Below are 11,015 nucleotides of genomic sequence, written 5' to 3'. Positions count from 1 at the left end.
GCCCGCAGCGGCGCCCGCGGCCTCGCCACCCGCCGCCGGAGCGCCGCGTACAAGGCCACGCGGCCGCACGGCGGCTGAGGAACGTCCCCGCCGGTGTGCGCCGCGACGCCCGGCCCGCGGGCCCACCGGCCCGGGGTGGCGCAGGGGCCGGTCTCCGGGACGGCCGCGCCTGGTCACCCCTGCCCGCCTACGGATAGCGTGTTCTGCCCGGCTCATGGGGTGTTGGAGCGAACGCCGCTCGGAGGTGCGACATGCCGCACGCTGACGGGTTGCTGGTCAACATGGTCGCCGACTGCGACGCGTGCGCGGTGGTACGCGTCAGCGGGGCCCTCGACCACCTCGGGGAACAGTATTTCCGTACGACGATGGGCGGCCATGTGGACGCCGGTTACCAGTACGTGGTCCTGGACTGTTCGGCGCTGGTCTACTGCAATTCCCGCGGCCTGAACTGCCTGCTCGGACTGCACTGGCTGCTCAGCCGGCGGGGCGGCCGCCTGCTGCTGGCCGGTGTGGGCCGCCGTGTGCTGTGGATGCTGGACAACACCGGCAGCAGGGAGGTGCTGGCCGTCTTCCCCACCGTCACCCGGGCCCTGGCCAGCCTGCCCGTCGCGCAGCGCCCCGCCTGGCCGCCGACGTATCCGGTGAGCGCGGGGCCCGGAACCTGAACGAAACGCCCGGACCCGACCGGTGGGCGGCACCCGGCACCTCGTCCCGGTCAGCCGCCTGCGCCCGGTCGCCCGCCGCCGGCCGCCTGGGCACCGGAGGAACCGGGCAGCGAGGGGCGGCCGTTCCAGGCGTCGTCGACGCCTGCGTACCGGGGGAACTGCTGGGCGAAGCCCGTCAGTTGCAGCAGCAGCTCGATGGACCGGTGGTCGTAGACCAGGCGCAGCCAGCCGCCGACCGCCTCGCACCGCGTCTGCGCGGTCCGCAGCTCCTGCAGCCCGCTGCTGTCCATGAAGGTCACGCATCGCAGGTCGGCAACGACGCAGGCCGAGAGTGCAGCATCGTTCCCTCTCAGCTCGTTGCGGAGCGCCATCGCCGTCGCCAGGTCGAGTTCGCCCACCGGACGGACAACCCGGCAGCCCTCCCTCCGCTCCGGGCACCGGGTGTTCATGGCGGTCAACTCCTCGGCTGCTCCAGCGGGTGGCGCGGCCCGGACGGCGGGTCGGCGGCGGGGACTGCTGGCAGCTTACGGATCCCACACGCGCAGACGAAGCAGAAGGTTCACGCATCAATGAAACTTTCGCGAAAGACTGCTAACGATCACTGGATGACCGTTTTCGCCTGCACGGCATCGTGGCTCGATCGCACCACTCCAACCGAACAGACAATATTCCGCGCAATGGTTCGACAGGTGATACTACGGACGGATCAGACGGTCATCTGCCCCCGTATCGCACCCCGACGCGGCACCGCGACCGGGCCCGGCCATGCCGCGCGGCCCGGCCTCCGGCATCGCCCCCTACCCCTCAGGCAGCCCGCCGATTCGATGCGACCAGCCGTCTGTCTTCGCACAGCGCGCGGCCTCGGGAGCGGTCCGTACAGGCGGGCGCGCTCCCGAGGCCGTGCGGTCGGTCGGACGGACGGACCGGTGTGCGTCGGTCAGACGTCTCTCAGCACTTGTTGTCCGGGTGTACGGACCCGCCGTCGTCCAGGTTGCCGTTGTAGACCCAGCCGTTGATCTGCGTACCGTCGATGCGGACGTGCGTCCACTTGTTGCCCGCGGAGTTCTTCACCCAGCAGTGGTACTGGAGCACGACGGAAGTGCCGACCGTGGCGGTGACCCCGCAGTCCTCGCTGGGACCGGTGCGGACCTTGGCGTCGGCACCCTTGGCCGTGCCCTTGCCGGGTGACTTGTTCGACCAGCTGGGGTGGGTACACGCCTCCGCGCCGGTGGGCGCGGCACTGGCCGCGGGCGCCGTCACGGTGAGCGTGGCACCCGACAGGAGGAGCGGTGCGGCGACGGCCGCGGCGAGTCTGGCGCGCTTCGTCAATGTCACTCGAAAGCCCCCTTGCTCGGCGGGCGCCCTGTACGGCCGCCCGGATAGTGCTGAGCATGCCGTATACCCATGTGAAACGCGGGGTTGGGGAAACTTTTGACCAAAAGTAGCCCCTGGAGGCCCGCACGCACGCACGGTCCGCACCGCGCCCGCCACACCTCCGCACCGCGCCCCCGCACCGTCCGCGAACGGCGCCTCCGCGTCAGTCCGTGGCGAACGCCGACAGCAGCGTGTCGGCCCGCAGACACATCTCGTACGTCCCCGCCCCCACGATGACCACCGACAGTTCGTCGCCGCCGGCGGCGTTCGCCAGCCGCACCTCCAGGGTGTCGCCGCGGCCGACGAGGGGGTACGAGTACCAGCCGTCGGCGTCCGCGGCGTCGGTCGCCTTCACGCCGGCCTCGACGGCGGCCCAGTCCGTGTCGTCGAAGTCGTACCCGGCATAGCGCGACAGCAGCTCCAGGAACGGGCGCGCCCGGTGGGTCAGAACCCACCCTCTGATCGCCTCGGCCACGATCGTCCACCTCCCTGGTCACGGATGCCCGTCGGCCTTCCGGCCGTGCCGGACGCCCGGTTCCGTCCGGCACGGCCACCGGACGGCAGCCCGCCCACGATGACGGCCCCGCCCACGCCGAGTATCCGACGTACGGGCGGGGCCGCTCCCCTCCGGTCCTACGGAGCCATCTCGTACGTCCCGGACAGCGCCTCCACACGCTCCCAGACCCGGGCGGAACGGGCCTCGTCCACGACGGGGCGGCGGACCGCGCCCAGGGCCCAGCGCTGCTGGGCGTCGGTCGCGGAGTCCTTGCCGTGCAGTTCGACGGCGTACGCGGAGAAGTCCCGGACGAGGACGGCGAACAGCTCGTCCAGGACGTCCTCGTCCAGGCCGGTCAGGCGGGCCTGCTCCAGGATGAGCTGGCCGTGCACGACCAGCGCGAAGAGCTGGCCGACGGCGAGCAGCAGGTCGAGGTCGCGGCTCTGCTTCTCGTCGGGCGCCGCGGTGGTGACGAACTCGCACAGGGCGTCGGCCTGTTCGCGGAAGCGCGCGACGTTGGGCAGCGCGGCGTACGCGTCGAAGGCGGGGCGCCAGTCGTGGAAGCGCACGGAGCCCAGGCCGCGGGCCGGGCCCTGCCGGAAGAGGAAGGCGTCGTCGGCGGCGTCCAGGCGGGTGGGCACGGGCTCGTACGCGGCCGGGTTCAGCAGGTGATTGCCCATGAACTTGAGGATCAGCGCGAGGTTGACGTGGACCGTGCCCTCCAGCTTCGGCAGCCCCCGGATCTCGGTGGCGGCCTGGGCGAAGTAGGTGTCCTTCTCGAAGCCCTTGGCGGCGATGACGTCCCACATGAGGTCGATGACCTTCTCGCCCTCGGTGGTCACCTTCATCTTCGTCATCGGGTTGAAGAGCAGGTAGCGGCGGTCGTCGGGCCCGGCGGAGCGGAAGTAGTCCACGGCGCGGTCGCTGAACAGCTTCATTCCGGCCAGGCGTACGTAGGCGTCGGTCAGCTCGCGGCGCACGTGCGGGAAGGCGGTGACGGGGCGGCCGTACAGGATGCGGTTGTGGGCGTGGGTGACGGCCTCGTACATCGCGTGCTCGCAGATGCCTATGGAGGCGGTGCAGAGGTTGAACTTGCCGACGTTGACGGTGTTGAGCGCGGCGTCGAAGGCGGCTCGGCCGGTGTGCAGGATGTCGTCCGGCCCGACGGGATAGTCGTCGAGGCGGAACTCGCTGACGTACTTGGAGGAGTCGACGACGTTCTTCACCAGGTGGTAGGCCGGGTGACGGCTGTCGGCGGCGAAGAAGACGTAGCCGTCCGGGCCCTCGATGTCGGTGCGGCGGCCGAAGACGGAGACGAGTCCGGCGGCGTTGCCGTTGCCGATGTAGTACTTGGCGCCGCTCGCGCGGAAGCCGCCGTCGCCGTCGGGCTCCAGCAGCATGTCGGTGCTGTAGATGTCGGCGCCGTGCGTCTTCTCGGAGAGCCCGAACGCGAACACCTCGCCCTGGTCGAGGAGTTCGGCCGCACGGGCGCGGGCGGCGGCGTTGTCGCTCTGCCAGACCGGGCCGAGGCCGAGGATGGTGACCTGCCAGGCGTACCAGTAGTCGAGGCCGTAGAAGCCGAAGATCTCGTTGAGGGCGGCGATGCGGGCGGTGTCCCAGCGCTTGTCCGGGTGCTCCCCGGCGGCGGAGGCCGGGGTGAGGAAGGCGGCGAACAGCTTCTCCTTCCCCGCGAAGGCGAGGAAGTCCGCCAGCCAGGCACGGGAACGGTAGTCCTCGATCAGCTTGCGCTTGCCGCGGTTCTCGAACCAGTCGACGGTGGCGCGCAGCAGCCTGCGCGTTTCGGGGTCGAAGTGCGCCGGGTCGTAGGTGCGGGGGTTGAAGAGCAGCGGGTCGGCCATGGGACGCGCCTTTCGGGGTCGGGTGAGGGTCGGGGAGGAAGCTGGGGTGTACGGCTGGGGTGTACGGCTACGGGACGGGCGTGGGCAGGCGTCCGGCCCCTCACCCCTCGCCGCGCAGGCGGTGGAGCGTGGCGAGCACGTCCTCCAGCCAGGCGATCGTCATCCGCTCGTACGCGATGCCGCCGCGCAGGACGACGTGCTGGAGCTGCTGCCCGGCATCGGGCGCCGCGGGTGCTTCGGGGCCCGTGAAGTCGCGCCGCTCCCCCGCGAGGTAGTGCGCGAGCCGGTCGGTGTGCGTCCGGTGGTGCCGTTCGACCTCGCGGATCAGCGCGGCCGGGTCGTCGAAGGCCGCGCCGCGGATCTTCACCGCGAGGTCGTGCCGTACGCTCTCGGGCTCGATCGGCTCGTGCAGCCACCCGGACAGGGCGGTGCGGCCGAGGGCGGCGACGGAGTACTCCTTCTTGTCCGGCCGCGCCTGCTGCGGCACCTCGCGGACGTCCACCCAGCCGTCACTCTCCATGCGCTTGAGGACGCGGTAGATCTGCTGATGGGTGGCGGTCCAGAAGTAGCCGATGGACCGCTCGAACCGCCGGGCCAGCTCGTAGCCGGAGCCGGGTTTCTCCAGCAGGGAGACGAGGATCGCGTGTTCGAGCGCCATGCCCCGATCCTGCTATGCAACGAGTTGCATAGACAAGCGGCCCCGGGCAGGTGAGACGCGGGTCACCCGGGTGGCGGGCGGGGCGGATTCCGCTGTGCCCCGGGCGCACGTACGTACCCGTAAAGGCCTCGGAAAGCCTTTCACCACACCACGGGCAACTCCACCAGCCCATCCGCCACCGCATTGGTCCGATACGCGATGTCCTCCACGGGGGCGGCCAGCCGCAGCCCGGGGAAACGGCTCCACAGCGCGCGGTAGGCGATGCGCAGTTCCATCCTGGACATCGCGGCGCCGATGCAGTGGTGGATGCCGTGGCCGAAGGCGACGTGGGGTGCGGGGGTGCGGGTGCTGTCGAAGCGGTCGGGGTGCGGGAGGAAGGCCGGGTCGCGGTTGGCCATCTGGAGGGAGCACAGGACCTGCTCGCCCTTCTTGATCACCTGGCCCGCCACGGTGACGTCCTCCAGGGCGATCCGCCGCTGCGGCGCGTGCGCCACCGACAGGTAGCGCAGCAGCTCGTCGACCACGCGGTCCGCGGACGCGGGACCGGCGCGCAGCGCGGCGAGCTGGTCCGGGTGCCGGAGCAGGACGAAGATGCCCAGGCTGATCATGCCGGAGACGTTGTCGAGGCCCGCGAGCATCATCAGGCCGCAGACGCCGCGCAGCTCCTCGTCGGTGATGTTGTCGCCGTGTTCGCGTACGAGCGTGCCGATGAAGCTGTCGTCGGGGTCCTTGCGCCGGCGGCGCACCATCGCGCCCAGGTAGCGCAGGTACGACTCGCCCGCGTCGGCCCGCTGCCTGCGCGGCCGGTCCTGTTCCAGCTGCCACTGGACGCGGCGGACGAAGTCCGTACGGTCGTCGCGCGGCACCCCGAGCAGTTCGCACAGCGCCTCGCCCGAGACCGGGCGGGCGAACCGCTCCACCAGGTCGGCGGGCTGCCCGGCCTTCGCCACGCCGTCCAGGCACCGGGCCACGACCTCTTCGATACGGGGCTCCAGCTGCCGCATCCGCCGGACCGTGAACGCCGGGGTCAGCATCCGGCGCAGCCGGGTGTGCTCGGGCGGGTCGTAGTCCATCAGGTGCCCGACGACCTCCGGCGGCCGGAAGCGGCTCGCGGTCCCGTACACCGGGCCGGAGGCGAAGCCGTTGGCGAACCGTACGTGGTCGCCGAGGACCTGGCGTACCTCGTGGTAGCCGGTGACCATCCAGACCGTGGCACGGCCGGCGTCCGAGTCGGGGATCGGACCCATCTCGACCTTGCTGACCGGTGCTTTCCCGTGCAGCTCGCGGGTGTGGGCATCGGGCCCGAAGGCGGCCCTGGGCGCTCGTTCGAACCGGCGCGAGGTGTCCTGCGGCATGTCGTCTCCTCGATCGTCACCGGCCGGGACCGTCCGCAGCCGGGTCCCCTCACCAGCCGACGGGCAGCGCGTCCAGGCTGAACTGCCGCGTCTGCGCGGAGCGGAAGCGGATTCCGTCCGGCGCCACCGCCGGCCGCAGCGCGGGGAACCGGCGCAGCAGCGCCGGGTAGGCGATGCGCATCTCCAGCTTGACCAGCGGTGCGGCGACGCAGTGGTGCATGCCGTGGCCGAAGGCCATGTGCGGGGCGGACTCGCGGGTGATGTCGAAGGCGTCCGCCGCGCGCCCGTCCTGCGCCCGGTTGACGGCGAACAGCGAGCACGCCACCATCTCGCCCGCCTTGATCACCTGGTCCCCGATGGTCATGTCCTCCAGGGCGGTGCGGGGCGAGACGGTGTGGATGACGGTGACGTAGCGCAGCAGCTCTTCCACCGCCCGGTCGATCAGCTCCGGCCGCTCCCGCAGCAGCCGGAGCTGGTCAGGGTGGTCCAGCAGTGCCAGCGCGCCCAGCCCCAGCATGCTGGAGACCTGGAGGAAGCCGTCGGAGACGAAGGTAGCGCCGACACCGGCGAGTTCGTCGTCGCTGATGTCCGCGCCGTGCTCGCGCACCACATGGCCGAAGAGTCCGTCGCCGGGGCTGCGGCGCTGCCGCTTGGCGAGCCGCACCATGTACGCCCAGTACGCCTTGCCGACGGCCGTCTGCAGGTCCCGGGGCGCGGATTCGTCCTGGGCGATGTCGAGGTAGCGGGACAGTTCCGCGCGGTCGTCCCGGGGGATGCCCAGCAGCTCGCAGGTGATCAGCCCCGCCACGGGCCAGGCGAAGTTCCGCATGAAGTCGGCCGGCGGCCCGACGCGCTCCATGGTGTCCAGGCACTCCTCGACGGCCTCGGTGATGCGCGGCTCCAGCCGCCGCGTCCGCCGCGCCGTGAACTCCGGTGCCACCATGCGCCGGAGGCGGGTGTGGTCGGGCGGGTCGCACTGCAGGAGGTTGCCCGGTGCGGCGCGGGTCCCGGTGGTGTCCCCCTCCTCGTCGGGCAGCCGGGAGCTGAAACGTTTCAGGTCGCCCAGTACCTCCCGTACCTCGGCCTCGCCGGTGACCACCCACTTCACCCGGCCGAAGAGCCCGAAGGCGACGTCGGCCGCCACGACCGGCGCCTCCCGTACCTGCCGCCGGAGTTCGGGGACCGGGTCGAAACGGTCCCGCCGGAGGTGGGCGGGCGTCTGCTCGGGCCGGGCCGTCGGGGCGTCCGGCTGGTTCGTCCTGGTGTCCGGCTGCGTCATCGCGGCATTCCTTTCTCCGTCGGCTGCGGGCCGCCGCCCTGTCAGAGCGCGGCGACGGCGGCGGGTACGAGGTGGCCGCTCACCTCGTGGACGGCGCCGGCCCCGGACGGAGGGAGGCCGTTGGCCGGCGCCGAGTCGGTTCGGCCCGCGGTATACGGGCGGGGCAGGACTCGAACAGGACTTACCGGGGAGGTGGGGGTGGAGGAGGAAAGGACACGGGCAAAGGTGAGGGAAATGGCGCGGACAGCGGTGGGGGCGGTGCCATAGGGCCGATGCGAAGCGTGTGCGTTCAGGGCGCTCTGCTGTGCGCCTTTTCCGTGGCCAGGAAAAGGCGGGCTCGAATACATCTGACCGTTCATCCTTCCCCCTTCGGCCGGCAGCGCGCGGCTGCCGGTACGACGCGCCCGTACAGCGCCCCCGGACGAGCTCCGGCCATGAATAAGGAATTGATAAACCGGCGGAGCGGCCGGGAAGTTCCGTGATTTCGGGATCGGTCGCTCCACTCTGCGATTGCCCGGGTACCGGGTCAACCACAACCAGTTGGACGGCACGGATGGGTCATCAGTGGCGTCCAACTGGTTATTTTTCCCGTTCCGTTCACGCGTCGGCTGTCGGCCACCGGCCGTCGGGGCGGGAATTCACCGCTCGGGATACTCTGGTAAATGCCGGGCCGTATGCGTCTCCCGTCCGGCGACCGGTGAGCGGCCCACGCCTGATCCGATGAGCGTGCCGCACCACCCCGGATGCTCCGGTCCGCGGCCTGCCGTCTAGGGTGCGGCAATGACTTCGGAAAGCTATCTCTCGTCCCTGTTCTCGCTGGACGGACTGGTCGCCGTGGTGACCGGCGGCAGCTCCGGCATCGGCCGGGGTATCGCCGGCGCCCTCGCCCGCTCCGGCGCGAGCGTCGTGATCGTGGCGCGCAGAGAGGCGGAACTCGCCGAGAGTGCCGATGAGTTGACGGCCGACGGCTGCCGCGCGGCCTGGGTGAGCGCCGACCTCGGCACCCGGGAGGCCACGCGCGCGGCGGCCGAGGAGGCGGCCGGAATCTTCGGCGAGCCCGACATCCTCGTCAACTCCGCCGGGGTGAACCTGCGGCCGCCGATGAGCGAGCTGGACGACGCGGTGTGGGACACCACGATGGCGGTGAACCTGGAGGCGCCGTTCGTGCTCGGGCAGCGGTTCGGCCCCGGCATGGCCGAGCGGGGCTTCGGACGGATCATCCACGTCACGTCCCAGCAGGCGCACCGGGCATTCGTCCGGAGCGGCGCGTACGGGGTGTCCAAGGGCGGGCTGGAGTCGCTGGCCCGCTCGCAGGCCGAGGCGTGGTCCCCGTACGGCGTCACCAGCAACACCCTCGTGCCCGGCTTCGTCCCGACGCCGCTGAACGCCCATCTGTCGTCCGACCCGGAGAAGGTGTCGGCGCTGGCCGCCCGCACCATGGTCGGCCGCAACGGCCTGGCCGGGGACTTCGCGGGCGCCGCGGTCTTCCTGGCGAGCCGCGCCTCGGCGTACGTCACCGGGCAGTCGCTGTTCGTGGACGGCGGCCTGTCCGTCCACTGACCCGGCGCGTACGGTGAGGAGCACGGCCGACGGCAAAGGAGTGGCACATGAGCAGCCGCACGTCCGGGAAGGCGGGACCCTCCTGATGGACGCCATGGGCACCACGAACGCCAATGCCCCGGAGCACGTCGCCGAGCGCATCGCGCTCACCCCGGCGGCCGAGGAGCTGATCCGTACGCTGCGCGCCGCGCACGGTCCGCTGATGTTCCACCAGTCGGGCGGCTGCTGCGACGGCAGCTCGCCGATGTGCTATCAGGCGGGCGAGTTCCGTACGGGCGCGTCGGACGTGCTGCTCGGACGGCTGTCCGTGGACGGTGTCGCGGAGGCGGTGGACTTCTGGATGTCGGCGGACCAGTTCGCGCGCTGGCGGCACACCCACCTGACGGTGGATGTCGTGCCGGGGCGCGGTGGGGGCTTCTCGCTCGAAGCGCCGGAGGGTGTGCGTTTCCTGATCCGCTCGCGGCTGTTCACCGAGGAGGAGCGGGCGCGGCTGGGCGACTGAGGAAGCAGCCGGGGCGCGTGGCCCGCGCAGCTGGTGAGGCCCCGCGCACGGGGGATGACGCGGGGCCTCACCTAGTTGAACGAGCGGAGGGGGCTTGGGGTTCCCCACCGGGGCGGAATTTCCCGAATATTTTTCCGCGAGCGCGCGGCACCGCTCTCCGGAAGCCCGGCCCCGGCCACCTCACGCCCCTCCCCGGTCCTCACGCCTCGTCGTCCACCAGCCGCTCCAGCATGTCCTGGAACTCCACGTCCACGACCACCCGCAGCCCGTCGCCGTCCGGCTCGCTCAGCCGCGTCATCTCGCCGCGCCGCCACCAGAACACGTTCGGGCTGATCGCCCCCGCCGCGTCCTCGTGGCCGGCCGCGGCGAACTGCGCCATCGCCTGGAGGGCCGGCACCACCTGCGAGTCGTGGATGGGATGGAAGGCCAGCTGGTGGCGGAAGGGAAGGGCGACCAGCGCACCGTCCGCGGTCAGCGGCGTCCCCATGATCCGCCGCACCAGGTCCTCCAGGACCAGCACCCGGCTGGCGGTGAAGAACGAGTCGCCCAGCACCACCTCGAACGACGAGCCGTCGCCGCGCCGTACCGTCTCGTGGCCCTCGACCGGCAGCGCGCGCAGGTTGTTCAGCGCCCTGATCCGCAGCTCGGCCACCTCGCCGAGGTCCGTCAGCGAGTCCTCGCTGAGCATCTGCACGGCCTCGGGCAGGTCCAGGGCGAGCACCTCGCGCAGCCCGGGGGCGGGCGAGCGCCCGTACCGGAAGGAGTCCGCGGGCGGCAGCGTCTCCTCGGCGACCACCCGCGGGAACAGGCGGGCCCGGATCTCGTCCTCCGACAGGGTCTCCATCGGCTGCGGCCCGTCCATCGTGCGCAGCACCTTGCCCACGTGGTCGCGGATCATGGCGGCCCAGACCCGCTCGCCGCGCCGGTCGCGGTGGCAGACCGCGGCGAGGTTGCCGAGCCCGAACTGCCGGCCGGCGGCATCGGCGACCACCCCGGCGTACACCGTGACCTCCAGGCCGCGCTCGGCGAACGCCTGCCGGACCTGTGACCGGAAAACGCCGCCCTCCCGCTCGGAGAAGAAGGAGAACTCCCCGTCGCGCGGGGCTTCGCGCGGATCCCGCTTCGGTCCTCGGCGGAACAGGCCCATCTCTTCCTCCCGGCGACGGCCACGATGCCGCCGATCGTAACGGGTGCGCCGGAGCCCCTCGACCGGTCCCCCGCCCGGTCGCGTCCGGCCTCCCCTGGCGCGCCGCGGCCCGGCCGGCCG

11 protein-coding genes are annotated in these 11,015 nt (G+C 71.7%); 3 read left to right on the top strand and 8 right to left on the bottom strand.

The features are described from left to right. Positions 1–251 precede the first annotated feature (251 nt). Positions 252–665 carry an STAS domain-containing protein gene (locus IH45_RS0134040; protein WP_032918794.1) on the top strand — a complete coding sequence of 138 codons (414 nt, stop codon included), beginning with the start codon at positions 252–254 and terminating at the stop codon, positions 663–665. Between the two features lie 50 nt (positions 666–715). On the opposite strand, the gene IH45_RS1000000145565 is transcribed toward IH45_RS0134040, so the two are convergent. From IH45_RS1000000145565 to IH45_RS0134005, 7 genes are all read right to left on the bottom strand, one after another. Then, a complete protein-coding gene (locus tag IH45_RS1000000145565) occupies positions 716–1,114 on the bottom strand; it encodes an STAS domain-containing protein (protein ID WP_063763079.1) in 399 nt (132 codons plus the stop codon). 499 nt (positions 1,115–1,613) lie between these two features. After that, positions 1,614–2,000 carry an SH3 domain-containing protein gene (locus tag IH45_RS0134030; RefSeq protein ID WP_234440778.1) on the bottom strand — a complete coding sequence of 129 codons (387 nt, stop codon included), beginning with the start codon at positions 1,998–2,000 and terminating at the stop codon, positions 1,614–1,616. A 202-nt stretch (positions 2,001–2,202) separates the two neighbouring features. Beyond that, the gene (locus tag IH45_RS0134025) at positions 2,203–2,514 is read right to left on the bottom strand and encodes a hypothetical protein (RefSeq protein WP_030677614.1); all 312 of its coding nucleotides are present in this window, start codon (positions 2,512–2,514) and stop codon (positions 2,203–2,205) included. Between the two features lie 158 nt (positions 2,515–2,672). Beyond that, positions 2,673–4,394 (bottom strand): acyl-CoA dehydrogenase family protein, encoded by a 1,722-nt coding sequence (locus tag IH45_RS0134020; protein WP_030677612.1) that lies wholly within the window; start codon positions 4,392–4,394, stop codon positions 2,673–2,675. A 100-nt stretch (positions 4,395–4,494) separates the two neighbouring features. After that, on the bottom strand, positions 4,495–5,052 hold the full coding sequence (locus tag IH45_RS0134015) for a PadR family transcriptional regulator (RefSeq protein WP_030677610.1): 558 nt from the start codon (positions 5,050–5,052) through the stop codon (positions 4,495–4,497). A gap of 140 nt (positions 5,053–5,192) precedes the next feature. Beyond that, a complete protein-coding gene (locus IH45_RS0134010) occupies positions 5,193–6,407 on the bottom strand; it encodes a cytochrome P450 (RefSeq protein WP_030677608.1) in 1,215 nt (404 codons plus the stop codon). Between the two features lie 49 nt (positions 6,408–6,456). Next, positions 6,457–7,686: a cytochrome P450 gene (locus IH45_RS0134005; RefSeq protein ID WP_030677606.1), complete on the bottom strand. Its 1,230-nt coding sequence runs from the start codon at positions 7,684–7,686 to the stop codon at positions 6,457–6,459. A gap of 780 nt (positions 7,687–8,466) precedes the next feature. On the opposite strand from IH45_RS0134005, the gene IH45_RS0134000 reads away from it, so the two are divergent. Continuing rightward, positions 8,467–9,246: an SDR family NAD(P)-dependent oxidoreductase gene (locus IH45_RS0134000; protein ID WP_030677605.1), complete on the top strand. Its 780-nt coding sequence runs from the start codon at positions 8,467–8,469 to the stop codon at positions 9,244–9,246. Positions 9,247–9,331: 85 nt separating this feature from the next. Continuing rightward, on the top strand, positions 9,332–9,748 hold the full coding sequence (locus IH45_RS0133995) for a DUF779 domain-containing protein (RefSeq protein ID WP_030677603.1): 417 nt from the start codon (positions 9,332–9,334) through the stop codon (positions 9,746–9,748). 199 nt (positions 9,749–9,947) lie between these two features. Here the strand turns inward: IH45_RS0133995 and IH45_RS0133990 are convergent, their stop codons facing one another. Next, positions 9,948–10,895, bottom strand: a complete 948-nt coding sequence (locus IH45_RS0133990) for a DUF1444 domain-containing protein (protein ID WP_030677600.1) — start codon at positions 10,893–10,895, stop codon at positions 9,948–9,950. Positions 10,896–11,015 lie beyond the last annotated feature (120 nt).

The sequence above is a fragment of the Streptomyces rimosus subsp. rimosus genome (assembly GCF_000720725.1).
Lineage (GTDB): Bacteria > Actinomycetota > Actinomycetes > Streptomycetales > Streptomycetaceae > Streptomyces > Streptomyces rimosus_A.
Note: the sequence above shows the minus strand (reverse complement) of the source record. Positions and strands in the feature narration are given on the sequence as shown.

Excerpts from the sequence above, each read along its gene's own strand:
- IH45_RS0134040 (WP_032918794.1), top strand. The coding sequence starts at position 252 with ATGCCGCACGCTGACGGGTTGCTGGTCAACATGGTCGCCGACTGCGAC.
- IH45_RS1000000145565 (WP_063763079.1), bottom strand. The coding sequence starts at position 1,114 with ATGAACACCCGGTGCCCGGAGCGGAGGGAGGGCTGCCGGGTTGTCCGT.
- IH45_RS0134020 (WP_030677612.1), bottom strand. The coding sequence starts at position 4,394 with ATGGCCGACCCGCTGCTCTTCAACCCCCGCACCTACGACCCGGCGCAC.
- IH45_RS0134015 (WP_030677610.1), bottom strand. The coding sequence starts at position 5,052 with ATGGCGCTCGAACACGCGATCCTCGTCTCCCTGCTGGAGAAACCCGGC.
- IH45_RS0134010 (WP_030677608.1), bottom strand. The coding sequence starts at position 6,407 with ATGCCGCAGGACACCTCGCGCCGGTTCGAACGAGCGCCCAGGGCCGCC.
- IH45_RS0134005 (WP_030677606.1), bottom strand. The coding sequence starts at position 7,686 with ATGACGCAGCCGGACACCAGGACGAACCAGCCGGACGCCCCGACGGCC.
- IH45_RS0134000 (WP_030677605.1), top strand. The coding sequence starts at position 8,467 with ATGACTTCGGAAAGCTATCTCTCGTCCCTGTTCTCGCTGGACGGACTG.
- IH45_RS0133995 (WP_030677603.1), top strand. The coding sequence starts at position 9,332 with ATGGACGCCATGGGCACCACGAACGCCAATGCCCCGGAGCACGTCGCC.
- IH45_RS0133990 (WP_030677600.1), bottom strand. The coding sequence starts at position 10,895 with ATGGGCCTGTTCCGCCGAGGACCGAAGCGGGATCCGCGCGAAGCCCCG.